This window comes from Niveispirillum sp. (assembly GCF_052437035.1).
Lineage (GTDB): Bacteria > Pseudomonadota > Alphaproteobacteria > Azospirillales > Azospirillaceae > Niveispirillum.
This window is the reverse complement of record NZ_JBQVOH010000008.1, coordinates 254762-280843: the sequence shown is the minus strand read 5'-3', so window position 1 is coordinate 280843 and position 26082 is coordinate 254762. Positions and strand designations below refer to the sequence as shown.

General features: G+C 64.4%; 19 protein-coding genes. 7 read left to right on the top strand and 12 right to left on the bottom strand.

The window, feature by feature from the left end:
• The first annotated feature begins 363 nt into the window (after positions 1-363).
• The 3 genes from ACT6Q8_RS19640 (at position 364) to ACT6Q8_RS19630 (ending at position 2292) form a co-directional block, all read left to right on the top strand.
• Positions 364-1170, top strand: a complete 807-nt coding sequence (locus ACT6Q8_RS19640; protein WP_054165694.1) for a transporter substrate-binding domain-containing protein — start codon at positions 364-366, stop codon at positions 1168-1170.
• Positions 1167-1949 carry an amino acid ABC transporter permease gene (locus tag ACT6Q8_RS19635; RefSeq protein ID WP_444735269.1) on the top strand — a complete coding sequence of 261 codons (783 nt, stop codon included), beginning with the start codon at positions 1167-1169 and terminating at the stop codon, positions 1947-1949. Before ACT6Q8_RS19640 ends, ACT6Q8_RS19635 begins: the two co-directional genes overlap by 4 nt.
• Before the next feature lie 91 nt (positions 1950-2040).
• A complete protein-coding gene (locus ACT6Q8_RS19630; protein WP_082371894.1) occupies positions 2041-2292 on the top strand; it encodes a DUF1272 domain-containing protein in 252 nt (83 codons plus the stop codon).
• An 8-nt stretch (positions 2293-2300) separates the two neighbouring features.
• Here ACT6Q8_RS19630 and ACT6Q8_RS19625 read toward each other — a convergent pair whose 3' ends face one another.
• On the bottom strand, positions 2301-3251 hold the full coding sequence (locus tag ACT6Q8_RS19625; protein WP_444735270.1) for an alpha/beta hydrolase: 951 nt from the start codon (positions 3249-3251) through the stop codon (positions 2301-2303).
• 28 nt (positions 3252-3279) lie between these two features.
• Positions 3280-4263, bottom strand: coding sequence for a glycoside hydrolase family 43 protein (locus ACT6Q8_RS19620; protein ID WP_444735271.1), 984 nt, complete (start codon positions 4261-4263; stop codon positions 3280-3282).
• A gap of 322 nt (positions 4264-4585) precedes the next feature.
• Here ACT6Q8_RS19620 and ACT6Q8_RS19615 point away from each other — a divergent pair, with 322 nt between their 5' ends.
• On the top strand, positions 4586-6004 hold the full coding sequence (locus tag ACT6Q8_RS19615) for an efflux RND transporter periplasmic adaptor subunit (protein WP_444735272.1): 1419 nt from the start codon (positions 4586-4588) through the stop codon (positions 6002-6004).
• Positions 6001-9135: an efflux RND transporter permease subunit gene (locus tag ACT6Q8_RS19610; RefSeq protein ID WP_444735273.1), complete on the top strand. Its 3135-nt coding sequence runs from the start codon at positions 6001-6003 to the stop codon at positions 9133-9135. The genes ACT6Q8_RS19615 and ACT6Q8_RS19610 overlap by 4 nt, the downstream gene beginning before the upstream one ends.
• Before the next feature lie 21 nt (positions 9136-9156).
• On the opposite strand, the gene ACT6Q8_RS19605 is transcribed toward ACT6Q8_RS19610, so the two are convergent.
• The 8 genes from ACT6Q8_RS19605 to ACT6Q8_RS19570 all read right to left on the bottom strand — a co-directional run bounded on the left by ACT6Q8_RS19605 (position 9157) and on the right by ACT6Q8_RS19570 (position 18235).
• Positions 9157-9858, bottom strand: a complete 702-nt coding sequence (locus tag ACT6Q8_RS19605; RefSeq protein ID WP_444735274.1) for an energy transducer TonB family protein — start codon at positions 9856-9858, stop codon at positions 9157-9159.
• Positions 9855-10295, bottom strand: a complete 441-nt coding sequence (gene exbD, locus ACT6Q8_RS19600; protein WP_054165699.1) for a TonB system transport protein ExbD — start codon at positions 10293-10295, stop codon at positions 9855-9857. Before exbD ends, ACT6Q8_RS19605 begins: the two co-directional genes overlap by 4 nt.
• Positions 10296-10300: 5 nt before the next feature.
• Entirely contained in the window at positions 10301-11077 is a 777-nt protein-coding gene (exbB, locus tag ACT6Q8_RS19595; protein ID WP_054165700.1) for a tonB-system energizer ExbB, read from the bottom strand.
• A gap of 280 nt (positions 11078-11357) precedes the next feature.
• Positions 11358-11549: a hypothetical protein gene (locus ACT6Q8_RS19590; protein ID WP_156344362.1), complete on the bottom strand. Its 192-nt coding sequence runs from the start codon at positions 11547-11549 to the stop codon at positions 11358-11360.
• A 139-nt stretch (positions 11550-11688) separates the two neighbouring features.
• Positions 11689-12012 (bottom strand): hypothetical protein, encoded by a 324-nt coding sequence (locus ACT6Q8_RS19585; protein ID WP_054165702.1) that lies wholly within the window; start codon positions 12010-12012, stop codon positions 11689-11691.
• Positions 12013-12034: 22 nt separating this feature from the next.
• Entirely contained in the window at positions 12035-13624 is a 1590-nt protein-coding gene (locus ACT6Q8_RS19580; RefSeq protein ID WP_444735275.1) for a sigma-54-dependent transcriptional regulator, read from the bottom strand.
• Between the two features lie 405 nt (positions 13625-14029).
• A complete protein-coding gene (locus ACT6Q8_RS19575) occupies positions 14030-14458 on the bottom strand; it encodes a hypothetical protein (RefSeq protein WP_444735276.1) in 429 nt (142 codons plus the stop codon).
• A 168-nt stretch (positions 14459-14626) separates the two neighbouring features.
• A complete protein-coding gene (locus tag ACT6Q8_RS19570) occupies positions 14627-18235 on the bottom strand; it encodes a beta strand repeat-containing protein (RefSeq protein ID WP_444739416.1) in 3609 nt (1202 codons plus the stop codon).
• Between the two features lie 485 nt (positions 18236-18720).
• On the opposite strand from ACT6Q8_RS19570, the gene ACT6Q8_RS19565 reads away from it, so the two are divergent.
• Complete coding sequence (locus tag ACT6Q8_RS19565) at positions 18721-20838, top strand: peptidase domain-containing ABC transporter (protein ID WP_444733606.1); 2118 nt, start codon at positions 18721-18723, stop codon at positions 20836-20838.
• Positions 20838-22253, top strand: coding sequence for an HlyD family type I secretion periplasmic adaptor subunit (locus ACT6Q8_RS19560; RefSeq protein WP_054167603.1), 1416 nt, complete (start codon positions 20838-20840; stop codon positions 22251-22253). Before ACT6Q8_RS19565 ends, ACT6Q8_RS19560 begins: the two co-directional genes overlap by 1 nt.
• Here the strand turns inward: ACT6Q8_RS19560 and ACT6Q8_RS19555 are convergent, their stop codons facing one another.
• A complete protein-coding gene (locus ACT6Q8_RS19555) occupies positions 22254-24110 on the bottom strand; it encodes an O-linked N-acetylglucosamine transferase, SPINDLY family protein (protein WP_444733607.1) in 1857 nt (618 codons plus the stop codon).
• Positions 24107-26071 (bottom strand): O-linked N-acetylglucosamine transferase, SPINDLY family protein, encoded by a 1965-nt coding sequence (locus ACT6Q8_RS19550; RefSeq protein ID WP_444733608.1) that lies wholly within the window; start codon positions 26069-26071, stop codon positions 24107-24109. The genes ACT6Q8_RS19555 and ACT6Q8_RS19550 overlap by 4 nt, the downstream gene beginning before the upstream one ends.
• Positions 26072-26082: the final 11 nt, after the last annotated feature.

Here is a 26082-nt window from a genome sequence, read left to right as displayed (position 1 = left end):
CGCGCCACCGCGCAGTTCGGCAAGAAGTCCGACCTGAAGGTCACCATCGCCGCCTCCGACCAGTACATCGCCGGCGATTATGCCGACACCGTCACCGTGACCATCGCCGCCAAGTAATCGGTTCTGAGTTCCTCAGAGGCCGGCGCCGCATCCGCGGCTTGGCTTCACGCCGCACATGCGGCGCGGCGGCAGTCGCCGCCTGAGCGGCCTTCGACCGCTCCCTACAGCTTCATCGGGCAGTTCCAACCTGCTCCCCCGTCCGGGAAACCGGGCGGGGGTTTTGTCTTTCAGGGTGCCTGCTTTCCCTGTTGACCCCGTTTCGCAGTGCGGCAACCATGGGGCGTCATCCATGCCGGAGCCGCCATGCGCCTTCACCGCCGCGACCTGTTCCTTGCCGCCCTTGCCACGGCCCTGGCCGGACCCGTCATGGCGCAGGGGGCCTCACTTCTGGAGAAGGTGCGCAAGGCGGGGGTGCTGCGCGTGGGCATGACGGGGGATTACTTCCCCTATTCCTTCCGCGATGTGAAGACGGGCGGTTTTCAGGGCTATGAGGTGCAGGTGGCTGAACGGCTGGCTGCCGATCTGGGCGTGAAGCTGCAACTGGTGCAGGCCACCTGGCCGACGCTGGTCGCCGGACTGATGGCCCGCAAATATGATATCGCCGCGACCGGCGTGACGGTGACCCCGGAACGGGCCAAGGCCGTGGCCTTCACCAAGGCCTATCTGCGCCCAACCTTCATTCCCCTGATCTTGAAGAGGGATGCCGAGCGCTTCAAAAGCTGGGACGATCTGGACCAGCCGGGCGTGACCATTTCGGTGCAGCAGGGCACGGCGCCGGAGACTATGGCCCGGAAGGTCTTCACCCAGGCCCGCATCCTGTCCGTCGCCGATCCCGTCATCGATTTCACCGAGGTACTGGCGGGCCGGGCGCAGGCGGCCTTTACCGACAATCTCTATTTCCTGACCAAGATCGGGCGGGAATATCCGCAGCTGACCATGCTGACCCAGGGGGCGCGGCCCGGCACCGATACGGAAAATGCCATGATGACCCTGCCGGGCGATGGCGAATGGATGCTGTGGCTCAATAAATGGGTCGATGCACGGCTGGCCGACGGGTTCTTTGACGGGCTGTTCAAAACCTGGTTCGAGGGTACGGGGACGGCGCGGTGAGACGCGGCCTGCCCCTGCTTCTGCTTCTGCCGCTCCTGCTGCTGTCGGGCTGTGGCGGGGAGGGGTGGCATATTGTTGACCCGCGTACGGACGAAGGTTTGGGCAACCTGTCCTTCCTGCTGGCAGGCGCCGGGCTGACCTTGGGCCTGTCGGCGGCGGCCTTGGGGCTGGCCATGGTCATCGGCCTGCTGACCGCCATCGCGCGCGGCAGCCGCTGGCGGGCCGTGCGGATGGTCAGCGGTGCCTATGTCGAGCTGATGCGGACCCTGCCGCTGTTCGTGCTGCTGCTCTGGGTCTTTTATGCGCTGCCCATTCTGGTGCAGGGGCTGGACCCGGACGGGGTTGGGTTCGCCCTTCTGGGCTGGATCGCCGATCTGACGCCCTTCACGGCGGCGGTGATCGCGCTGGCCCTGAATGCCGGGGCCTTCCTGTCGGAGATTTTCCGGGCCGGGATCGAAGGCGTGCCGAAGGGCCAAGTGGAGGCGGCGCAATCGCTGGGCATGGGCCGCTGGCTGACCCTGCGGCGCATCGTACTGCCCCAGGCGTTGCGCCGCATGCTGCCGCCCACGGTGGGGCAGTTCATCCATACGGTGAAGGACAGTTCGCTGGCATCCGCCATCGGGCTGGCCGAACTGACCCGCCGCGCCACGGAATTGCAGACCCAGACCTATCGCCCGCTGGAGCTTTATACGCTGCTGGCCCTGGAATATCTGGTGATCCTGCTGCTGCTGTCGCGCCTGTCACGCTGGCTGGAGAGGCGGTGGGGGGCGAAGGGGTGAAGGGCCGGAAAGGTCCGTCACCTGTCCGGTCCCGGCCTTGCCCGCCGCGTGGTTTGCCGTTTCACTGTCACATGTGATCAGGGAGGGGACGATGCTGGATATGCGGCCGGGCTGCGAATGTTGTGACAGGGATCTGCCGGCAGACCAGGAGGGAGCCTTCATCTGCTCCTTCGAATGCACATGGTGCCGGGATTGCGCCGAAGGGCGGCTGCGGGGGCGCTGCCCCAATTGCGGCGGCACCCTGTCACCCCGGCCCACACGCGCGCAGACGAAATGGGCCGGGGCACCGCCATCAACGGTGCGGGTGTTCAAGCCGGAGAAATGTGGCGCGCTGCCCTTCTGAACAGCCGGTCAGCCCCTGGGCTTCAGATAGCCATGCATGGCTATCCAGCGGGTGAAGGCGTCGAACCAGCCGGTGCTGGTGGTTTCCTTCTGATACATGCCGAAGCCATGGCCGCCCTGTTCGAACAGGTGGAATTCCACGGGCCGCTTGGCCGCCCGCCAGTTCTCGATCAGGCCGAAGCCGGTATTGCCGAACAGGGGATCGTCGGCGGCCAGGCCGACGAACAGCGGCGGGGCATCGGCGGGCACATTCATGGCGGCCAGCGGGCCGTAGATATTGCCGATGAAGGCGGGTTTCGCATCCTGTCCGGCCACGGCGGTGGCCATGGTCAGCATGGCGCCGGCAGAAAAACCGACCATGCCGATCCGGTCCGGGTCGACCCGCCATTCGGCGGCGCGCCGGCGGATCAGGGCGAAGGCGGCGCGGGCATCGGCGATCTGTGGGGCGATGGCGGCGATCATGTCATCCGGCTTGGGCCGGGCCGGGCGGGCCGCCCCGGAAAACATCTCCCGCATCGATTGTTCAAAGGCCTGCATCTCGGCGGGCGTCTGGTTCAGCCGGTATTTCAGGACGAAGGCAGCCACGCCCTTGTCGGCCAGGGCCTTGGCCACGTCCCAGCCCTCATTGCTCATCGACAGGGTGCGGAAGCCGCCGCCGGGCGCCACCACCACCGCTGCCCCCGTCGCCTTTGCCGGGTCGGGCAGGAAGGGGGTCAGGGTGGCAACCGTGACATTGCGGGCGAACAGGCTGCCATATTGGTTGTGCCAGGATTCCGGCACCTTGGCATCGGGCAGGGGGCCGGTGCCCAGTTCAATCGCTGCCGGCTGTGCCGGGATGGCGATGGGCGTCATCCTGTCATTCTGCGCCTGTGCCGGAAGGGCCAGCGCGATCAAGATCGCCGTGAGTGTTGCCGGTATTGTCGCGGTGCGGCGGATGGTGCCGGTCAGCCCCATGGTCATTCTCCCTGTTCGATTGATTATTATGGGTTCAGCGGGCAGGCGGGGCGGTGATGCCCGCTTCCGTCTGGATCACCGGCTTCATGGTGCCGTCGGGATTATAGTGGAGATGTTCCACCGTGACGGCGCGCCGGCCCAGGGCGCCGTTCAGGTCGCCGATGGTCAGGGTGGCATTGTGCAGGAACAGGTACCAGTTGCCCTTGAACTGCGCGATGCCGGGATGGATCGTGAAACTGTACTTGCCCGATCCCGTCAGTTCCCCGCGATAGGTCCAGGGACCCTGGATCGACGGGGCCGTGGAATAGGACACTTTCTCATCCCGGTGGGTGGCGCGGTCCAGCGAGGCATAGGTCAGGTAATAGAGATCACCACGCTTGTGCAGCCAGGGGCCTTCCTCGAAATGCGGTGGCGTGATCTCCGTGATCGGGCCGTCGATCTCGATCATGTTGGGCTTCAGCTTGGCGATGTAGCACTGCCGATTGCCCCAGGCGATCCAGGTCGTGCCGTCATCATCGGTGAAGACGGTCGGGTCGATATCTTCCCAGCTATGGGTGCCCTTGGGCGTCATCTGATTGGTGATCAGCGCCGATCCCTTGGCATCCACGAACGGGCCGGTCGGGCTGTCCGATACGGCGACGGCGATGGCCTTGCCGGGATGGGTATTGTCATGTTCGACGGCGGCATAGAACCAGAACTTGCCATGGCGTTCGATGGTCTGTGACGCCCAGGCATCCTTCTTGGCCCATTTGAAATCCGCCACCTTCATGATGGGGCCATGGCCGGTCCAGTTCTTCATGTCGGTGGTGGAATAGACCAGCCATTCCTTCATGTTGAACATCTCGTCGCGCTGCGCCTCGTCATGCCCGACATAGAGATAAAGCCGATCATCCACCACCAGGGGGGCAGGATCGGCGGTGAACGTGTCGCGGATGATGGGGTTCGATCCCGTCTGTGCCAGGGCGGGGGAAACTGTTAGCGCTAACAAAACAGCCGACAGGCGAGGCCAGTTCTTCATCACGGCACAATCCTCCCAGGGTTATATTTTTCCATTAACAATATAATAAGATTATTTAGTCGTCAACGAACTCCCCTTCCAATGGCGCCGAGGGTGTCGGCGGCGGGCATGGCGAAAATCGCGATGATTTGCCAATAAGGCGAAAATATGGTGCCCCCGGCCATCGGCCAGAGGTGGGCGCCATCAGAAAACCCAGGGTTTCCGGCATTTCCGTCACTGGCACACCGGCTGCAATCATGGCGCCCCAGGGGTGGGGCCGTACCGGGGAAGGTGCAGTCCGCCCATCCAATCAATGGCGATGGCCAGGCAGACGGGGGACGGTATGGAAAAGGTGGGGACGGTACAGATGGGGCGTCATTGGGCGCTGCGCGGCTGGGGGGATCGGCTGCGCCTGCCGAAATGGGCGGCCCTGGGACCCCGCACCAAGCGGGTGGTGGCCATTGGCGGCGTATTGCTGCTGGGTGTCAGCGGTTTCTCGCTGATGGTGGCCAGCAAGCCGGAAGTGGCGCGCGAGGACCGGCCCGAACGGGTCTGGTCTGTCGATGCCGTCAATGTGGCACGCGCCGACCACCGCCCGGACATGAACCTGATGGGCACGCTGGTCGCCGGGCGTTCGGCGGAACTGCGGCCCCTGGTGGCCGGAACGGTCAAGGCGGTGTCGCCGGCCCTGCGCGATGGCGGTCTGGTGAAGGCCGGCGAGACGCTGCTGGAGATCGACCCCTGGGACTATGAGTTGAATGTGCGGGAGACGCGGGCCCAGCTGGCCGAGGCCAAGGCTCGGCTGGACGAGCTGCGCGCCACGGCAGCGGCGGAGAAGTCGCGCGCCGAACTGGCCCGTCAGCAGTTGGGCTTGAAGGAGCGGGAGCAGGAGCGCGCCCAGTCCCTGTATGAGAAGGGCACCATCTCCATCGCGCGCCTGGAACAGACGCAAGGCGCCCTGGCGGCGGAACGCCAGACCCTGGCCGCCATGGAAAACGGGTCCCAGGCCGGGGCCGCGCGCGTGCGCCAGCAGGAAGCGGCCATTGATCGGTTGAAGGCGGCCCTGGACCGGGCCGAAACCGATCTGGCGCGCACCCGACTGACCGCACCGTTCGACGCCTTTGTCGGCCAGACCAAGGCGGAAATGGGCATGCGCGTGTCGGCAGGTGATCAGGTCGCCACGCTGTCGGGCACGGAAGGGCTTGAGGCCCGTGTCACCCTGTCGACCGAGGCCTATGGCCGTCTGGCCGCCGATGGGGCAGGTGTGGTGGGCCGCCGGGCGGAGGTGACCTGGAAGCTGGGTGAACAGCGCCTGACCTATCCCGCGACCGTGGAGCGGGTGATCGACCGGATCGACACGGCCACGGGTGGCGTCACAATCTTCGTACGGCTGGAGGCGCAAAGCCTGGATCAGCCGCTGCGCCCCGGTGCTTTTGTGGAGGTGGCATTGCCCGACCGCGCCTATGTCGCGGTCCATCGCCTGCCCGTCACGGCGGTGCATGGCAATGACACCGTCTATATCGCCAATGCCGAAAGCCGGCTGGAAAGCACCAAGGTGCATGTCGTGGCGCGCACCAGCGATGCCGTGTTCATCGACAAGGGGTTGAGCGACGGCGCCAAGGTGGTGACCACCCGGTTCCAGGAAATCGGACCCGGCCTGAAGGTAGCGGTCCGGGAGACGCCGGCCCCCGGCGCCCAGGTCGCCACCAACCCGCCCAAGGACACCCAGGATAAGGCTGGCGCCGGGGAGAAGAGCGAATGAACAGCGCCGGCCTGATCCGCACCTTCATCCGCCACAAGGTGGCGGCCAATATCCTGATGATCATGATGATGATCGCCGGCTTCTGGGCCTTGGCCAAGCTGGAACGGCAGATGGAACCGGACTTTGACGTGCCGGGCATCTATGTCGGCACGGCCTGGCAGGGCGCGTCCGCCGACGATATCGACCGGTCCATCATCGAGGCCATGGAACGCGAAGTGCGCTTCCTGGAAGGCGTTGATGAGGTGACGGGCCGGTCGCGTGAAGGCATCGGTGAACTGTTCATCAACTTCAAGCATGGCACCGACATGGCCAAGGCACTGTCGGAGGTCGAAAGCGCCATCAACAATATCACCACCCTGCCGCAGAGCGCCGAACGCCCGGTGATCAACCGCTTCACCATCACCGATGAGTTGATGGAACTGGCCATCTCCGGCCCGCTGCCGGAACCGGCGCTGCGCGCGCTGGCCAAGCAGGTGCGTGACGGAGTGACGGCGCAGGGCGTGGACCGTGTCTATATGTCCGGCCTGCGTAGTGCCGAGATCTGGGTGGAGGTGCCGGCGGCGGAGCTGCAGCGCCTGGACACCACCCTGGGGTCGATTGCCCAGCGTCTGGCCCAGGCATCGACCGATGTGCCGTCGGGTACCCTGTCGGGCAATATCGAAAAGCAGATGCGGTCCATGGGCCGGCAGGAGGATGCCGCCGGTGTCGCCGGATTGACGCTGCGCACCGACGAGCAGGGCCGGCGCGTGACCATGGGGCAGGTGGCCCAGGTCAGCGATGCCTTTGACGACCGGGGCGTGACGGGCCGGCGCAATGGCAACCCCGCCATCAACCTCTCGCTCCAGACCTCCAAGAATGGCAATTTGATCGCCATCACCGAGCGGGTGGATGCCTATCTGGAAAAGCTGCGCCCGACCCTGCCGCCGGGCGTGACGGTCGAAAGCTATGACCGCAATTCCGACGCGCTGGAAGACCGTATCGGCATGCTGATGGACAATGCCGTGGGCGGCATGGTGCTGGTCATGGCCGTGCTGGTGGTGTTCCTGCGGCCCTGGGTGACCTTCTGGATCGCCATCGATATCCTGGTCAGCTTCCTGGTCACCTTCGCCATCATGGTGCTGATCGGGCAAAGCATCAATGTAATGAGCCTGTTCGCCCTGATCATGATGACGGGCATCATCTGTGACGATGCCATCGTGGTGGCCGAACATGGCCAGACCCTGATGGATAAGGGCATGGAGCCGGCCAAGGCCGTGGAACGCGCCGCCCAGCGCATGTTCTGGCCCGTCACGGCCGCCGCCATCACCACCATCGCCGCCTTCGGCCCCATGCTGATGATGAGCGGGACGACAGGTCAATATGTGATGCCGCTGCCCGCCATCTCCATCGCCGTGATCATCGCCTCGCTGTTGGGTTGTTTCCTGATGCTGCCGTCGCATATGCGTCACGCGCTGGAGAAGGGCCGCAACTCCCCGCCGTCGAAGCTGCGGGTGGCGTTCGATGCGAAATTCATCAGCTTCCGTGATGGGCCTTTCACGCAGGCCATCGCCTGGGCCACGCATAATCGCGGCATCACGGTGGCGTCGGCCCTGACCATCATGGCGCTGGCCATCGGGTTGCAGGCCGGCGGCCATGTGAAGTTCGCCTTCTTCCCACAGCCGGAAGGCAACCAGGCGCAGCTGAACCTGCTGTTCAGCCCCGGCACCCCGCGTGAGGTGGTGGCCAAACAGATCGACGAGGCGGAAGCCGCCCTTTACCGCGTGGAAGCCGCCTATGGCCTGAAGCGGGGCGAGATCGTGAAGATGACGTTCGGCAAGCTGGGCGTCACCACGGGCAATAACCTGCCCGAACAGGTGGGCGATTATATCGGCTCCATGAAGGTCGAATTCTCTGTCGCCGATGACCGCGAGCAGCGCCTGCCCGAGATCATGAAGAAGTGGGAGGCGGAAACCAAGCTGCTGCCCGGCATCGATCAGGTGATCTTCTCCACCGAACAGGATGGGTTTGGCGGCGACGGCTTCGGCTTCCGTCTGGTCCATAACGACCCCTATGTGCTGAAGGCCGCGTCGGAGGAGTTGAAGAAGGTCATCATGACTTATGGCGGGGTCAGCGGGGCGCGCGACAACCTGCCGGCCGGTAAGCCGGAACTGGTGGTCAAGGTCACCCCGCGCGGCGAGGCCCTGGGCTTCACCACCGAGAATGTGGGCAGGCAGCTGCGTGATGCCATGGACGGTGCCATCGCCATGCGCTTTGCCAAGGGCGATGAAGAGGTGACGGTGCGTGTCCGCCTGCCGGAAAGCGACCAGACGGAGGCGCTGCTGGCCAGCCTGAAGCTGCGCTCCCCCACCGGCATGCAGGTGCCGCTGGCCGACGTGGTCGAACTGTCGGAACGGCCCGGCCTGTCGCGTATTCTGCGCAACAAGGGCCAGCGCACTGTCTCGATCTTTGCCGAAGTGGACCATCTGAAGGGCAATTCCGGGGAAATCCGCAGCGACATCGAAAAGAACCACCTGCCCGGCATCATGGAGAAATATGGCGTCAAGAAGGACCAGAATGACGGGTCGCGTCAGGAAGAGGAGTTCTGGGCCGACTTCATGATGGGCATGTTCGTCTCGCTGGGCGCCATCTATCTGGTGCTGGCCTGGATCATGGGCAGCTTCGCCCGGCCCTTCGCGGTGCTGATGATCATCCCCTTCTCCATCGCTGGCACCATCTTCGGCCATTGGGTGATGGGGGCGGATATGACGATCTGGTCCTATATCGCCATCATGGGCATGGCGGGCGTGCTGGTGAATGACAGCATCCAGGTGGTCAGCAGCATCGATGACCGCATCAAGGAGGGGGAAGCCGTGGACAGTGCGGTGGTGCATGGGGCGGCGGAACGGCTGCGCCAAGTGCTGCTGACCTCGCTGACCACCATCTTCGGCCTGCTCCCGCTGCTGACGGAGACGGATTTCCAGGCGGCCTTCCTGGTGCCCATGGCCATCACCTTCGTCTTCGGCATCGGGACGGCCACGGTTCTGGTCCTGCTGCTGATGCCGGCCCTGTTGATGCTGGTGGAGGATGCCAAGCGGGGGATCGGCTGGGTCCGGGGCCGGTTTGGCCGGCGGCAGCCGGTGGTGGCGGTGTGAGAGGGGGCGACCCTCTCACCCTCAGCGCAGGCTGAACTCCACGGGCAGGACCAGTTCCATCTGGTCCTGCCCCAGTTCCGGGGGGATGGGGGGGAGGGGCTGGGCACGGTCCAGCAACTCCTCCGCCTCCCGGTCCAGTGCCTCCACCCCGCAGCTGCGTTCCAACTGCCGTGACAGGACGCGGCCATTGCGGTCCAGGGTCAGGCGGACCCAGGCAGTTCCCTGCTGTCGCCGCTGCCGCGCGCTCATGGGATAGCGCTTATGCTTACCCAGATGCGCCATCAGCCGCCCCTGAAAGGCGGCCAGGGCATCGGGCGGTGGCCCGGCGGGGGCACTAGCCTGCGGGGCGGGTGCCGTTTCGGTCAGGGCCGGGGCCGGTGTGGCGACGGGTTGCCGCGGCATCTCCGCCACCGGTTCGGTGCGGGGAGCGGGCCGGGGTGGCGGTGGCGGCAGCTTTGCCACGGCACGCTCAATTACCGGCGGCGGCTTTGGCGCCGGTGCCTGTGCCATCGGTTTGGGTGGCGGCGGGGGAGGGGGCGGCGGTGGCGCCGGTGGGGCCAGATCCAGCAGCAGGGCCGGGGGTGGTACCGGCGGCGCCACGGGGGGCGGCGCATGGGGTTTCAAGGCGACGAAGCCGGCCACGGCCAGATGCGCCCCGACCGCCAGTGCAAAGGCCAGGGGCCAACGCACACCGCCGACGGGCATGGCCGCCAGACCGGTCACGGTGCGGCCCCCACAGCGGCCCCATCCAGGCCGACCAGTGCCACCTTCAGATAGCCGGCATCGCGCAGCGTATTCATCACCAGCATCAGGTCGCCATAGGCAACGGTTTTGTCGGCACGCAGAAACACGCGCTGTTCCCTGTCCCCGCCCGTGGCCGCGTCCAGGGCGGCGGCAAGGGCGTCATTGCCGGCCACAGGCATCTCATCAATGGCCAGCGACAGGTCGGCCTTTACCGACAGGAACAGGGGCTTGGGCGGGCGTTCGGCCTGCGGTGCGCTGGAGGCAGGCAGGTCGACGGGCACATCGACGGTAGCCAGCGGAGCCGCCACCATGAAGATGATCAGCAGCACCAGCATCACATCGATGAAGGGCGTGACATTGATCTCGTGATTTTCCGACAGGTCATCATCCCCGCCGGTGCGCAGCTTGGCGGCCATGGCCCTTACTCCGCGGCACGCAGACGCGGCTTCACGCCCCGCCGATCCAGATCCCGCGACAGCAGGCGCAGGACGGCAGCGGCAATGTCGCCCACCTGGGCCCGGTAACCACCGATGCTGCGCGTCAGGGCATTATAGACCAGTACGGCGGGGATCGCGGCCACCAGACCGATGGCCGTGGCCAGCAGCGCCTCCGCGATGCCCGGTGCCACGACTGCCAGATTGGTCGTGTGGCTTTCGGCGATGCCGATGAAGCTGTTCATGATGCCCCAGACCGTGCCGAACAGACCCACGAAGGGGGCCGTGGCGCCGATGGAGGCCAGGACACCGGTGCCCCGCGCGCTGGCCCGCGCCGTTGCCGCCTCGATTCGTTCCAGCCGGCTGGCGGCGCGTTCCTTGATCCCGTCGGGCGGCAGGTCGACCGATTGCTCCATCTCCTCCAGCACGGCATGCAGCAAGGGGGCCGCCGGGTCGCGGCCATCATTCAGGCCGGCGGTGGCATCGGCCAAGCCCCGGACGCTGTCCAGCCGGGCCAGGGAGGCGCCGGCCCGCCGCTTGGCCGCCGACAATTCCAGCAGTTTGGCGATGAAGATGGTCCAGGTGGCGACCGACGCCCCGGCCAGACCAATCATCACCGATTTGACAACCCAGTCGGCGGCCATGAACATGCCCCAGGGCGACAAGGCATGGCCGCCCAGCGACGGTTCCGCCAGTGCCGGCCCGGCCAGCAGCCCCGACAGGGCCGCGCTCGCCACGATCCACCCGAATTTCCGCTTCGCCATCGCAGGCCCCCAAAAGGAAACATGTCCCGATCTGGTGGTACTGCACATGCGATTGAGTTGCAACTGCGTTCGCGGCGCAGGTGTCGTGCCGAAACGTCGCGCCTTGGATGGGTGCGCAAGACCAAGAGCCATGGATCATGGCTCTTGGTCTTTGCATTTCCCCTCATGCGCCTGGCGGCTTTCAAAGGGGCATAGATCATGCCCCTTGGTACAAAAGGAAAAGCCCGGTCGATGTGCCGACCGGGCCCTTTTAGGTTCGGAGAATTTTGAGATGGCGGGATCAGGCCTGGATATCGACGATCTGGCCACGGCCACCGGTCGCCGCGGGACGGGTTGAACCGCCCCCCGCCAGCAGATTGGTCACCTGCTGCGACTGGTCAGAGGAGGCGCGCACCTGTTCGGTCTGAAACTGCTGCGTAATATTCAGCTGTTTCAGGGCCGTGGCATAGCCGGCAGAGCTGCTGACTTCCATGTGCGTGCCTTCCATCTGGTCGTGAACCGGTGATTGCCCACCGGGACTGTTCCTACATGATCCAATATAGGGTGGTTCCAGATGGAATCCAAGCCGCGACCTGTTCCATTGGCATATACCGATGGGAAAAGCCGGGCCGTCAGCCCAGTGTGCTCATGATTGAGAAGCAGAGCGCGTCCCCCTGGGCGTGGATGGTTTTCAGCGCATCCTTGGGCAGGGGGATTTTCTTGTCGCGGCAATAGGCGACCATCAGACGGGCCAGCTGATAGCTTTCCACCTCCAGCTCCGACCGCGCACCACCGCCTGCCGCCTCGCTCTGGATGCGGATGGAAGGCGGGGGACCCTCCACCACCTGGATGCGGGTGATGCGGCGGGCAGGATCGAACCCGTCAAGCGGCACCGACTGAAAGACCAGCTTCAGTTCGTCATTGGAGAAGATGATGTGACGGATCTCGGTAATCATGGCCGTTCTTTCCGTTCCCGTCTCAGCCGGTACGCCTTTTCTGGCGACGACGATAAATGGTGCAGGGATTTATTTCCAGCAAAGCCGCCGCACGGGTGATATTGCCGTGACACAGGCGGATGGCTTCATCGATGGCTTCTTCCTCCACCTGCCACAGCGGGCGGATGCGGCGTTCATCATTTTGCCAAGCGTCGGCGGTGCCGGATACCGGTGGCGGTGCTGCGGGCGTGGCCGGGCCGATGCCGGGAATGGGCACACCGGGAATGCCAAGCCCCCCGAACGGCCCCGATGGCGGGGCGGCCAGGGCAGGGAAGGCCTGCCCGATCTGGCTGGCCAGGGGGCCGGCGACCGCCGCCCAGCGCGGATCATGCAGAATCGGCGGCACGATCATGGTCGGCTTGTTCAGGGGCGGGGGCAGCATGAAGGGCTTGATCTCGTCCCCGTCATTCAGCACCACGACATTGCGCACGACATTCAGCAACTGCCGGACATTGCCGGGCCAGGCGTAGGTCTGAAGGATACCCTCGGCCTCCTTATCGAAGCCCTTGAAGGATTTACGCTCCTCCCGCCCATATTTTTCCAGGAAATGGCGGGCGATCAACAGGATGTCGTCGCCGCGTTCGCGCAGCGCCGGCAGTTCGATGGAGATCACTTGCAGGCGGTAGAACAGATCCTCGCGGAACCGGCCCGCCTGCACCTCGGCATAGGGATCGCGGTTGGTGGCGCAGACGATGCGCACATCTACCGGCTCCAGCTTCTCGCTGCCCACCTTCTTGACCATGCCGGTCTGGAGAAAGCGCAAAAGCTTGGCCTGCAGGGACAAGTCCATCTCGCCGATTTCGTCCAGGAACAGGGTGCCGCCATCAGCCTGCAGCGCCGCACCGGCATGGTCGGTGCTGGCCCCCGTGAAGGCCCCCTTCACATGGCCGAATATCTCCGACTCCATCAGGTCCTTCGGAATCGCGGCACAGTTGATGGCGATGAAGGGACCCTGGGCGCGCGGGCTCCGGCGGTGGATGGCTTCGGCGCAAACTTCCTTGCCGGTGCCGCTTTCACCGGTGATGAAAACCGTGGCCTTGGATGGTGCCGCCGCCTCGATCAGGCGATAGGCCGCCTTCATGGGTGGCGACGCACCGATGAAGCCGTAGAAGGAATATTCGGTGACGGCGGGTTCCGCCGCTGCGGCCTTGGCTCCCTTTGCCTTCGGCGCCTTGCCCCCGGCCTCACGCGTCGGCACCGGCTGGGTCAGGACCGTGGAGACAGCGCCGCGCAGCCGGTCTGTGCCCACCGGCAGCAGCAGCACATCGGCGGCACCCGCCCGCATGGCATCCACGGCCACCTGAACCGACCCCTGCGCCGTCAAGGCGATGGCGCGGGCGGCCAGGCCGGCCTGGGTCAGGTCACGCAGCAGGTCGATACCGGGACCATCGGGCAGTTGCAGATTGATCAGCAGCAGATCGGTGCCGCCCGTGGCCGCCAAGGCCTTTCGCGCCGCTGCCCCGCCATCGACAACAGACAGGGCATGCCCATCGCGCTTCAGTGCCGTCACATAGGCATGTGACAGGGATGGAGCCGGTTCAATGATCAGGATACGGGCGGGTTCGGTCAGCATAAAAGGATGATTGCATGGGGCGTTGCGTTCAGCAAGAGCGTCTTGCTGAATGATAGAAGGTGATTGCAAAAGGCAATGGACGGCGGCTCCAGCCACGACATACAGGGGTGTTTCCATGTTTGGCATCAAGGGAAACAGCCGGTTTCAGGCAACTGGCCCGTGAATTGCTCTGTTGATACCGGATTTAGAGGCGATGAAAGAGATTGCCACAATCATTAGCCGTCAAGGGCCGCAGCTCTGACGGTTATGCAGACGCCGCAGGGCCAGATGATCCGGTTGGATCGTTTCCACTGCGCCGCCTCACCGGCAGCCCCGCCGCCGGGCCCACTTTTCGGTTCAGGGCAAAGATGCGGTACCTTGTCGGCACGGCGGCCCGCCCCGGTCGCCGTGCCGGACTTTCCCCGATCAATCCTGATCCTCGTCCTCCAGCCCCTCCCCATAGGGGAAGCGGGGCTCCTCCCCCATGCTGCTGCTGAAGCGCCAGACCTTGGGTTCATCCAGCACCAGGGTGCCGCGTTGCAGTTGGTCCATGATGGCAATGGAAATCCCGGCCTGCAGCCGTGCGGCCCAGGGCGCCATCGCCGCCGCCCCGTCGCGCAGATAAGCCGGGGAATAGAGCGCGTGTGCGATGCCGTCCGCATGGCTGGTCAGAAAAGCGACGACCAAGGTGGCGCATTCGGGGGGCGGCAGCACAGGTTCTATGCCGGCTGCTGCTGCGGCCAGCACGGGATAGAGCAGGTGCGACCGCTCATCCAGCGTCGAATCGCGGGACAGGTTATCGGCTACCCGGGAAATATAGGCAGCCTTGGCGGCGGGCAGTTCCCGCAGGGCCATATCAAGAATCTGGCGATGATGCATCGGTGCCTGTTTGGGTGGTTGGCGATGCCCTATCCTGACCGACGCGAACTGTCAGGGCAATGTGACCCATCGTATTGGGAGTGCACAAAAGGAAAGGGCCGGGCCCGTCCCGTGGGACAGGCCCGGCCCCAGCCAGGATCAAGATTACATGAACAGGGAGTCGATCTGAGCGGATGTCATCGACGACACCTGTGTGGAGCTGAAGCCAGCGATCTGCGTGGTGTTCATCGCCGCGATATCCGTTGTCTCCAGACCACCGATCTGGGTGGTGGACAGCGACGAAATCTGCGTCGTGCTCAGACCCATGATGCTCGTAGTGGTGAAGGCACCGATCTGGCTCGTGCTCAGTACAGCCAGCTGGGTCGTGGTCAGACCCGACACGAAGGTGGAGGTGAAGACCGGGAACTGCTGGCCCCCCGTCAGCTGAGCCACTGCCGTGGTGCTGAAGTTTGCGACCTGGGTTGTGGTCAAAGCCGCCAACTGCGTGCTGTTCAGGATGGTGGCCTGTGCCGTTCCCAGAACCGCGATGTCGCTGGTTTCCAACGCCCGGATCTGGGTTGTGCTGAACTGACCAACCTGGGTGTAGGTGAAGGCTGCGACCTGGGTCGTCGTCAGACCCTGGACCAGGGTAGCCGTCATGCCGGTCAGCTGCGTGCTGCTCAGCACTGCGATATCCGTGGTCTCGAACCCGCCGACCTGGGTGGTGGTCAAGGCCGCGATCTGGGTCGTGGTCAGGCCCCCGATCTGGGTGGTGGAGAGGGCGGCCAGATCGGTGGTCTCGATGCCACGCACCTGGGTGGTGGTCAGCGAGGCGATCTGGGTCGTCGTCAGCACACCGACCTGGGTGGTGTTCAGCCCGGCAATCTGCGTCGTGGTCAGCACCCGGAACTGGGTGGTGGTCAGGGCTGCGAGATCGGTGGTCTCGATGGCCGCGAACTGTGTGCTGGCCAAGGCGACGATCTGGGCCGTGGTCAGGGCCACGATCTGGGTCGTGGACAGGGCCGCGACGTCGGTCGTTTCCAGGCCACCGATCTGGGTGGTGGTCAGCGAGGCGACCTGGGTGGTGTTCAGGCCACCGATCTGGGTGGTCGACAGAGCCGACACCTGGGTGCTGTTCAGGCCCCGGACCTGGGCAGTACCCAGCTGATTGATCTGCGTGGAGGTCAGGGCGCTGACCTGGGTGGTGGTCAGGCTACCGACCTGGCCACTGGAGAGCGCGTTCAGCTGCGTGCTGCTCAGCACCGCCAAGTCAGTCGTCTCGAACCCGCCGACCTGGGTGGTGGTCAGGGCCGTGACCTGGGCGGCGGTCAGCCCCCCGATCTGGGTGGTGGAGAGAGCGGCCAGATCAGTGGTCTCGATGCCACGCACCTGGGTGGTGGTCAGCGAGGCGATCTGGGTCGTCGTCAGCACACCGACCTGGGTGGTGTTCAGGCCAGCGATCTGCGTCGTGGTCAGGGCGCGGAACTGCGTCGTGGTCAGGGTCGCGAGATCGGTGGTCTCAATGGCCGCGAACTGCGTGCTGTTCAGGGCCACGATCTGGGCCGTGGTCAGGGCGACGATCTGGGTCGTGGAGAGCGCCGCGACGTCGGTCGTTTCCAGGCCGCTGATCTGGGTGGTGGTCAGCGAGGCGACCTGGGTGGTGGTCAGGCCCCCGATCTGGGTGGTCGACAGAGACGCTACCTGGGTGCTGTTCAGGCCACGGACCTGGGCGGTACCCAGCTGACTGATCTGCGTGGAGGACAGGACGCTGACCTGGGTGGTGGTCAGGCTACCGACCTGGCCGCTGGAGAGCGCGTTCAGCTGCGTGCTGCTCAGCACCGCCAAGTCAGTCGTCTCGAACCCGCCGACCTGGGTGGTGGTCAGGGCCGTGACCTGGGCGGCGGTCAGCCCCCCGATCTGGGTGGTGGAGAGAGCGGCCAGATCAGTGGTCTCGATGCCACGCACCTGGGTGGTGGTCAGCGAGGCGATCTGGGTCGTCGTCAGCACACCGACCTGAGTGGTGTTCAGGCCAGCAATCTGCGTCGTGGTCAGGGCGCGGAACTGGGTCGTGGTCAGGGTCGCGAGATCGGTGGTCTCAATGGCCGCGAACTGCGTGCTGTTCAGGGCCACGATCTGGGCCGTGGTCAGGGCCACGATCTGGGTCGTGGAGAGCGCCGCGACGTCGGTCGTTTCCAGGCCGCTGATCTGGGTGGTGGTCAGCGAGGCGACCTGGGTGGTGGTCAGGCCCCCGATCTGGGTGGTCGACAGAGACGCTACCTGGGTGCTGTTCAGGCCCCGGACCTGGGCAGTACCCAGCTGACTGATCTGCGTGGAGGACAGGACGCTGACCTGGGTAGTGGTCAGGCTACCGACCTGGCCGCTGGAGAGCGCGTTCAGCTGCGTGCTGGTCAGCACCGCCAAGTCAGTCGTCTCGAACCCGCCGACCTGGGTGGTCGTCAGGGCCGTGACCTGGGCGGCGGTCAGCCCCCCGATCTGGGTGGTGGAGAGGGCGGCCAGATCAGTGGTCTCGATGCCACGCACCTGGGTGGTGGTCAGCGAGGCGATCTGGGTCGTCGTCAGCACACCGACCTGGGTGGTGTTCAGGCCAGCGATCTGCGTCGTGGTCAGGGCGCGGAACTGCGTCGTGGTCAGGGTCGCGAGATCGGTGGTCTCAATGGCCGCGAACTGCGTGCTGTTCAGGGCCACAATCTGGGCCGTGGTCAGGGCGACGATCTGGGTCGTGGAGAGCGCCGCGACGTCGGTCGTTTCCAGGCCGCTGATCTGGGTGGTGGTCAGCGAGGCGACCTGGGTGGTGTTCAGGCCCCCGATCTGGGTGGTCGACAGAGACGCTACCTGGGTGCTGTTCAGGCCACGAACCTGGGCGGTGCCCAGCTGACTGATCTGCGTGGAGGACAGGGCGCTGACCTGGGTAGTGGTCAGGCTACCGACCTGGCCACTGGAGAGAGCGTTCAGCTGCGTGCTGGTCAGCACCGCCAAGTCAGTCGTCTCCAGCCCGCCGACCTGGGTGGTGGTCAGGGCCGTGATCTGAGTAGAGGTCAGGCTACCAATCTGGGTGGTGGAGAGGGCGGCCAGATCGGTCGTCTCAATGCCACGCACCTGGGTCGTGGACAGGGACGCGATCTGGGTCGTCGTCAGCACACCAACCTGGGTTGTGCTCAGCCCGGCAATCTGCGTGGTGGTGAGCACCCGGAACTGCGTCGTGGTCAGGGCTGCGAGATCGGTGGTCTCGATGGCCGCAAACTGCGTGCTGGCCAGAGCCACGATCTGGGCCGTAGTCAGGGCCACGATCTGGGTCGTGGACAGCGCTGCGACGTCGGTGGTTTCAAGCGACTGAACCTGTGTCGTGGTCAGCGCGGTAATCTGGGTGGTGGTCAATCCACCGATCTGCGTCGTCGAGAGGTTGGCGACGTAGGTGCTGTTGAGGCTGCGAACCAGCGTGGTGCTGAGACCGGAAACCTGCGTCGAGGTGAGCGCGCTGAACTGCGTCGTGCTCAAACCTGTCAGGTTGGCCGTCGAGATCGCATTCAACTGGGTGCTTGTCAGTGCGGCAACGGTTGTCGTTGCAAGGCCTGAAAGCTGCGTTGTCTGCAGCCCCGCTACCTGCGTCGTTGTCAGAACCCCGATCTGGGTCGTCGACAACGCGCTTGCTTGGGTTGAGGAGAGCTGACGAAGGTCTGAAGTCGTCCAGTTGGCGATTGCCGTGGTGCTCAGCTGGCCGATCTGAGTAGTCGAGAGAAACGAAAGGATCGACATGGCTACGACTCCAGAGCATGAAAAGTGGATCTGCGGAAACCTTCCCTGCCTGGAAGACCTCCATCTCGATTAATCCGAAATAGCCTTGCAAGACATATGCCGAATTAACCGAAGCCCACGCAATCTGGAGCCAACAACCGGAAAGGTACGCAACCACGGACACGCACAAAAAGGCGCAGCCGGAAGGCCGTGTTCAATCCCCTTTTGGTCTAGGCGCCCAAATTTTTTGGGTCAGTGTGGATAGAATACCCATCGCGGTGATGAGTCAAGTTACATTCGGTGTACCTCCACCGAAGCCGGCCCTCGGCAGCGTTGCATTAGGGGTATCTCACATCTCCTATGCCTTTGGGCGTAGGTCGTGGATCATTTCCCGCCTCCGGGAGTAGGCATGTCGCTTTTTTGTCGTGTGTTTTGGAGAATCGCTTTAGTTTCCGGGTCACGTTGCTCCCTTTTCCTGCCGATGGACGTGGCGATTGTCCCCTTACATGACGGTTCTGAGGTGTCTTTTCCTGGTGGCGCTGCACCATGGCGTGCAACTCCATCCGGATGAGTTGCCGCCCGATGTGCCGGGCGATCCTGTGCCGGCCGTACTGAAGTCCATGCATGGCGCCGGCCTGAGAGGCCGCAAGACGCGCATCAACTGGAAGTCCGCCTGTCACCTAGGCAGTGCTTACCCGGCAATTGCGATCCGCAAGGATGGCACCTGGGTCATTCTTGCCTATGCGATGGAGGTGGAGGGCCGGATGTCGGCCGCCGTGCTGGACCCCACGCGTGAGGCCGAAGGCATACAGTTCCTGTCCGAGGAGGAGTTTACCTCCACCTGGACGGGCGAGATCATCCTGGCCAAGCGCGTCTGGGCCCTGATGGATGAGAACCAGCCCTTCGGCTTCCGCTGGTTCCTGCCGGAGATCCTGCGCAACGCGAAATTCTTCCGCGGTGTCGCTATCGCGGCAATCATGGCCAATCTGATCGGTCTGGCGCTGCCGATGATGTTCCAGGTGCTGGTCGACAAGGTGATTACCCACCATAGTTACCAGACGCTGTTCGTCATCGTTCTGCTCTATGTATTGCTGACGCTCTTTGACGGGTTCTTCGGCTATGTCCGCCAGAATCTCATGCTGCTGGCATCGAACAAGATTGATGCCAAGCTCACCAGCCGTACCTTCCGGCACCTTCTTTCGCTGCCGCTGCATTTCTTCGAGCGCAATAGTGCGGGTATCCTGACCCGGCATATGCAGCAGACAGAAAAGCTGCGTCATTTCCTGACCGGCAGGCTGTTCCAGTGTTTTCTGGATACCGTCACATTGCCGGTGCTGCTGGTGCTGCTGTTCCTGTATAGCGGGCTGCTGACGGCTGTGGTGCTGGCCTTCTCCGTCGTCATCGCGGCGATCATCGGCTTCATGGTGCCGATCTTCCGGCTGCATCTGGGGCGGCTGTACGAGACGGAGGCCAGCCGTCAGGCGCATCTGGTCGAGACGCTGCATTCCATGCGCGCCGTCAAGTCACTGGTGCTTGAAGAGAACCGGCAGCAGGCATGGGACAGCAAGGTGGCCCTGGCCGTCCGGCGCCATGCCAAGGTTGGCGGCATCAGCATCCTGGGTACCGTGCTGACGGGCGGCTTGGAAAAGCTGATGCAGATCAGCGTGCTTGCCATCGGCGCTGTTCAGGTCTTCGACGGCGCCATGACACTGGGCGCGCTGATCGCCTTCAACATGCTGTCGGGCCGCGTCACTGGGCCGCTGCTTCAGATCGTGGCCTTGATCAACGAGTACCAGGAGGCGGACCTGTCGGTGCGCATGCTGGGCGAGGTGATGAATACCGAGCCGGAGCGCAGTGGCCATTCCCGTCAGTCCCGTCCGTACATTACGGGCAAGATGTTCTTCGAGGATGTGACCTTCCGGTATGCCCCCGGCGCCACGCCGGCGCTGGACCGCGTCTCCTTCGACATTGAGGAAGGACAGGTTGTCGGTATCGTCGGCCGGTCGGGATCGGGCAAGACCACGATCACCCGCCTGATCCAGTCCATCCATGTTCCGCAGGAGGGCCTGATCAAGCTGAACGGTATCGACCTGCGCCATATCGAGCTGAACCATTTGCGCAAGTCCATCGGCGTCGTGCTGCAGGACAATCTTCTGTTCCGCGGCACTATCCGCGAGAATATCGCTGCGGCGCGTCCCGATGCGCCGCTCCATGAAATCCTTCAGGCAGCCCAGATGGCGGGCGCTGATGAATTCATTGACCGGCTGCCTTTGTCCTATGACACGATGGTCGAGGAGAATGCTTCCAACTTCTCCGGCGGTCAGCGCCAGCGTATCGCCATCGCCCGCGCCTTGGTGACACAGCCGCGTCTTCTGATCTTTGACGAGGCGACCAGCGCGCTTGACCCCGACAGCGAGGCCATCGTTCAGCGCAACCTTACACGCATCGCCGAGGGACGTACCATGATCATCGTCTCGCACCGACTGTCGTCATTGGTTCAGGCTGACAAGATCATCGTTCTGGAACAGGGCAAGTTGGTTGACTGCGCCCCGCACCCCATCCTGCTGCAACGCTGCGACATTTATCGGCACCTATGGCAAACCCAGACACAGCACATCCATTGATGCGGCCTTTCCAGGGTCTGCGTGAGCGCTGGCGGCGGTTCTACGGGACGCCGGCCCCCCGTCTGCACGTGGCCCCCGAAGCCATCGAGTTCCAGTCGGAACTGGAGATGATTGTCCGCGAACCGCCGCCACCCATCCTGGGCGCGCCCCACCTGATTGCGGCGGGGATGCTGGCGTTGATGGCCATCATCGCGTGCTTCGTTCAGATGGACCGCGTTGTGGTGTCCACGGGCCGCCTGGCCACGCAGGTGCCGCCCATCGTGATGCAGCCGCTGGAACGTTCCATCGTGCGTCAGCTGCTGGTGCAGCCCGGCGACCGCGTGACCAAGGGGCAGTTGCTGGCCACGTTGGACCCGACCTTCACGTTGGCCGACCGCAGCGCCCTGTCGGCACAGCAGCGCGCCTTGTTCGCGCAGTTGCGCAGGCTGGAGGCGGAGGCGGCGGGCAAGACCTTGCCCGAAACCATGGCCAGCAGTGACGATCCGGACATGGCGCTGCAGGCCCGGCTGTTCCTGCAGCGCCAGACCCAGTACCGGTCGCATCTGGACAGTCTGGACAGCGGCATTGTCAGTCTTGATGCCTCGATGCGGGCCGCCCAGGATGATGAGAAGTCGTTGATGGCCCAGATGGTGGTCTATCGCGACGTGGAGAACCTGCGCTCACAGCTTTTCAAGGCGCAGACGGGGTCGCGGCTGCAGCTTCTGGAGGCGCAGGCCCAACGCCTGGAGACCGAGCGGTCGTTGCAGGCCACCAGCAACCGTATCAAGGAATTGCAGGCTGATCTGGCCGCAAAGCGGGCCGAGCGGCGCAATTTCGTGGATGACTGGCAGCGCCAGCTTCTGGAACAGCTTGTGGAGACGCGCCGTCAGGCATCACAGGTTGATGAGGATCTGGCCAAGGCCGTCCGCCGCAACGATCTGGTGGAGATGACGGCCCCCGCCGATGCCATCGTGCAGGAAGTGGCGCGTCTGTCGCCCGGTTCTATCGCGCGAGAAGCCGAAGCGCTGATTACCCTGGTGGCGCTGGATACGCCGCTGATCGCCGAGGTGGTGATCCAGTCCGGTGACATCGGCTATGTCAAGGCGGGCGATCCGGTCGAGGTGAAGGTTGCACCGTTCCCGTTCCAGCGCCATGGCATGCTGAAGGGCCGGCTGCGGTCGGTCTCGCGGCAAAGCTTTGTGCCGGGTACGGCGGAGCCGCTGGACGCGCTGCGCACGCCGATGGTGGCCGGCGCCTATGTGCATACGGCCCAGGTCGATCTTGAAAGCCTGACGCTGGAGCGCATGCCGCCGGGTGCTGTGCTGACGGCGGGCATGGTGGTGCAGGCCGAAATCAAGGTCGGCAGCCGGAGCCTGATGTCCTATTTCCTCTATCCCGTGCTGCGCGGACTGGACGAGTCCCTGCACGAACCCTGATCAGTCCGCCCGGATGGCGGCGCGTTCCAGCGTCGCCTCAAAACCGCGTGTGAATGTCTGCGTGTCGCCCAGGGTGGCCTGCCAGCGTTGGGGCGTCGTCCGGTCGCGGATGCTCTGGTAAAGGCCCGGCGTGTCGTGCAGTGCCACGGCGCGGTCGACATAATCATCATCGCTGGTAGTGATCAGTTCCGGCAGGTCCATAGCCCGCAACAGGGCGCCGGCCATCCGGCTGGCGAAGGTTTCGCGTGACAGGGTCAGGATCGGTAGACCGGCACGCAGCGCGTCGCTGGCCACCGTGCCGGCATTATAAGGTGTCGTATCCAGGAACAGATCTGCCAGCGTCATACGGGCGCGGTAACGGTCGGGCATGGCACGGGGGGAAAAGATCAGCCGGTCGGGATCGACCCCGTGCCGCACCGCCTGTGCCCGAAGATTGCCCACCACCCAGCGATTATCCTCCAGCAGCCAGAGGACGCTGTCGCGGGTGCGGGCCAGGATGCGCATCCACAGGGCGAACATGGCTTCGGAGATCTTGTAGGAGCCGCAGAAGCAGCAGAAGACGAACCGGTCCTGCGGCAGACCTTCATCCGCGCGGCTGATATCGGCAACCAGTACGGGCCGGCCATCATTGGCCTGATAGACGCCGGGCAGATAGAGCGGGCGGGGCCAATATTGATCCGCGATGGACGGCGGGACCGCATATTCATCGGTCAGAATGTAATCCAGCTCCGGGATCGGTATTGGCCCGATGAAGCCGAGATAGGTCATCTGTACCGGCGCCGGCTTCCAGCGCAGCACGTCCAGCCGTTCGCCCACGGTGAGGCCGTTGAGGTCGATCAGGATATCGATCTCATCGGCCCGGATTTGCTGGGCGACTGTTTCATGGTCCTTGTCGCGGACAAGGCGGCAATGATCCAGGGCCGCCAGCACGCGGGCGCGCATGTCGCTGCCATCATCCGGGCTGGAGCAATAGCCATAAATCTCGAACCGGTCGCGGTCGTGCCGTTCCAGCAGTTCTGCCACCAGGAAGGTCATGGCGTGGCGGCAGAAATCCGACGACATATAGCCGACGCGCAGCCGGCGATGGGCGTAGCCGGTGGCAGGCGCCAGGGGGTGCGTCACGGGCACCGGTCGGCGGTCCAGCCAGGATTGCACCGTCCGCCGCTGTTCGGCCACATTGTCGGCCAATGCCAGCGTGGCCAGCCCGCCGCACTGGTCGCGCAGCTGTTCAACCGTCAAGCCGGGAATGGCTGGCCCGAACAATGGCCAGGCGCACATGTTCTGCCGGACGAAGGCCCAGTGCTGGACCACATAATGCTGGTCGGGTTTGGTCAGCAGGCTTCGGTAATAGGTCGCTTCCGCCTCATCCAGGCGGGACTGCTTTTCCAGCAGCCGGCCCTGCTGGTTCAGTAGCTTTGTCCGCGCTTCGTCATCCTGCAGTGCGGCGTTGATTGTCGCCAGGGCCGTTTCCGCATCGCCCGCCGCCTCGCGGATGCCTGCGAGATTGATTGTGGCCTGCCACAAGGTAGGCTGCAGCAGAAGGGCGTTGGTGTAAGCGGTTGCCGCTGCACCGGGATCGCCCCGCGCCGCCAGTTCGACGCCCAGATTGAACCAGATCGCGGCGCTTCCGACACCGCCATTGCCAGGCGAAATCAGCCATTCATGCAGCATGTCAGCGGCCCAATGCCGGTTGGGCATTGGGTCTGCCTGCGCCACCGCGGCCATCGCCTCAATCGCTGGCAAGCCCGACAACAGATGCCGCCAGCGGCTGCGCGTCGCCGGATCAGCCGGGGATAGGCCCGGCGGCGCCCCTCGCAGATCTGCGATCAACAGATCGACAGCGGAGGGCGCTGTCATACCGGTTGCGTCCATAGCCTGGCATCGCGCGGAACCGGTGTCAGGGCGTGCCGCTTGGCCAGCGCCTTGCGGTACCGCTCCTCGTAATCCGGCAGGAAGCCGAATTCCTCGGCATCATGGTCCATGGCGCTGCCGATTTCCAGGTAGAGGTCCAGATTGGTCAGGTCGGGGACGGGCAGGGCGCCTGCCTCCCATTCCGCCCACATGCGGTCGAAGACATCCTCCATCGCACGCGCGAAACCATTGGTGTTGAACAGAACGGACGTGTGGCGCAGGTCCAGAAGCTTCTGCCGGGCAGCGGCCAGGGCTGCCGGGTCACGTCCTAGCCGCACGGCCATCTCCACATAGGCTGCCGGGCTATCACACACGAATTCCGGCGTGCCGGCAGCGGTCACCAGCGAGGCGCAGACACGGGATGCGAAGCCACGACCGGGCAGGGTCAGGACGGGCACGCCCATCCACAGCGCATCCGATGCCGTCGTGTGTGCGCCATAGGGGCTGCTGTCCAGGAACAGGTCGGCCAGGACATAGCGAGCCAGATGATCGGCATTGGCGGCATAAGGGGCGAAGATCAGGCGGGCAGGGTCGATATCCGCCTTGGCCGCCTCTTCCCGCAGGCGGTTATCACCCTCGTCTCCGCCGCGCAGCAGCCAGAGGACGGAACCGTCGACCTGCCGCAGGATCTCCAGCCAGCGGTCCAGATTGAAACGGCTCATCTTCTGCTGGCCGTTGAAGCAACAGAACACCACGCCCTGTTCCGGCAATCCGTGCTGGGCGCGCGTCTGCGGTTCCGGCGAGATGACGCGATGGCGGTCATTGGGCTGATAGCAGGGGACCCGCTCCACCTTCTCGCTGTAATATTTTTCCGATCCGGGCGGAATGATTACCGGATCGGCGATGATGTAATGGTGATAGGGGCTGGCCATCGTGCCGGGATAGCCCAGCCAGTTGACGATGATCGGGGCGGGCCGGCGGCCCAGCATCCGTGTGCGGGCATCCCGCGTATTGCCATTGATATCGACCAGGATGTCGATTCCGCACTCTTCCACCAGAGCAGCGGCCGCCGCATCATCCAGGCCTGTGATATCGTGCCAGTGATCGACAGTGCCCCGGATGCGCTGCATCACCACATCCTCAAGGCGCACGCCGCAGTAAAATGCGGTCACCTCGACACGGGAGCGGTCATGGAGGCCGAACATTTCCGCCGTCAGGTGGCCGATGGCATGGTTGCGCAGGTCGGACGACAGATAGCCGATACGCAGGCGCCCGTCAGGCGCGCGTCGGCGATGGGCGAAATCGGCGCTGGTCTTGAACTCATCGGGCCAACCCACATCCAGCCGATTGTGGGAGTAGGCATTGGCGAGGCTGAGTATCGGATCGTCGGTGAAATAGGCCAGCGTCAGGGGGGCCAGCGTGGCCATGATCTTTTCGGGTGTCACAGGGCCGAAAGATTGCAGTACCGGCCATTTGCATTGCCGCTGACGGACATTGGCCCAGTGCTGCATTTCCTCCCGCCGTCCTGGGGCCACATCGAGCGACAGGCGCAGCGCCGTCTCAGCTTCGGACATTTCCTGCCGGCTCATCCGCACGCGGGCCAGCTGCTTCAACGCGGTCAGCTTGTAATTGATGGTATCGGAGGAAACATTCGACAGGTTGGTGACGGCATGGCCCCAATACTGGAGGGCCATGTCGACCTGTCCCACCCGTTCCAGGGCGGATCCCAGCGATATGACGGCGGGCGTGAAATCCGGTCGTGCACGCACCGCCTCGTTGAAGGAATAGAGCGCGCCATTGCCGTCTTCGCCGCTTAATTGCAATGAGCCGAGATTGAACCAGGCCGCATGTATGGTCGGGTGTCCTTCATTGGCCGCCAGCCAGTCCTGATAAACACGGATGGCAGCTCCCTTGCCATGCTCCGCTTCGGTGGCGTGGGCGAGGGCGAACAGCTCGAAGATATCCATGGCTTGCAACG

Coding starts and splice junctions, on each gene's coding strand:
- ACT6Q8_RS19580 (WP_444735275.1), bottom strand. CDS start 13,624: ATGCTGACCGAACCCGCCCGTATCCTGATCATTGAACCGGCTCCATCC.
- exbD (WP_054165699.1), bottom strand. CDS start 10,295: ATGGCCGCCAAGCTGCGCACCGGCGGGGATGATGACCTGTCGGAAAAT.
- exbB (WP_054165700.1), bottom strand. CDS start 11,077: ATGGCGAAGCGGAAATTCGGGTGGATCGTGGCGAGCGCGGCCCTGTCG.
- ACT6Q8_RS19570 (WP_444739416.1), bottom strand. CDS start 18,235: ATGTCGATCCTTTCGTTTCTCTCGACTACTCAGATCGGCCAGCTGAGC.
- ACT6Q8_RS19610 (WP_444735273.1), top strand. CDS start 6,001: ATGAACAGCGCCGGCCTGATCCGCACCTTCATCCGCCACAAGGTGGCG.
- ACT6Q8_RS19555 (WP_444733607.1), bottom strand. CDS start 24,110: ATGACAGCGCCCTCCGCTGTCGATCTGTTGATCGCAGATCTGCGAGGG.
- ACT6Q8_RS19560 (WP_054167603.1), top strand. CDS start 20,838: ATGCGGCCTTTCCAGGGTCTGCGTGAGCGCTGGCGGCGGTTCTACGGG.
- ACT6Q8_RS19640 (WP_054165694.1), top strand. CDS start 364: ATGCGCCTTCACCGCCGCGACCTGTTCCTTGCCGCCCTTGCCACGGCC.
- ACT6Q8_RS19585 (WP_054165702.1), bottom strand. CDS start 12,012: ATGATTACCGAGATCCGTCACATCATCTTCTCCAATGACGAACTGAAG.
- ACT6Q8_RS19620 (WP_444735271.1), bottom strand. CDS start 4,263: ATGAAGAACTGGCCTCGCCTGTCGGCTGTTTTGTTAGCGCTAACAGTT.
- ACT6Q8_RS19590 (WP_156344362.1), bottom strand. CDS start 11,549: ATGGAAGTCAGCAGCTCTGCCGGCTATGCCACGGCCCTGAAACAGCTG.
- ACT6Q8_RS19625 (WP_444735270.1), bottom strand. CDS start 3,251: ATGACCATGGGGCTGACCGGCACCATCCGCCGCACCGCGACAATACCG.
- ACT6Q8_RS19565 (WP_444733606.1), top strand. CDS start 18,721: ATGACGGTTCTGAGGTGTCTTTTCCTGGTGGCGCTGCACCATGGCGTG.
- ACT6Q8_RS19615 (WP_444735272.1), top strand. CDS start 4,586: ATGGAAAAGGTGGGGACGGTACAGATGGGGCGTCATTGGGCGCTGCGC.
- ACT6Q8_RS19575 (WP_444735276.1), bottom strand. CDS start 14,458: ATGGCCCTGCGGGAACTGCCCGCCGCCAAGGCTGCCTATATTTCCCGG.
- ACT6Q8_RS19630 (WP_082371894.1), top strand. CDS start 2,041: ATGCTGGATATGCGGCCGGGCTGCGAATGTTGTGACAGGGATCTGCCG.
- ACT6Q8_RS19550 (WP_444733608.1), bottom strand. CDS start 26,071: ATGGATATCTTCGAGCTGTTCGCCCTCGCCCACGCCACCGAAGCGGAG.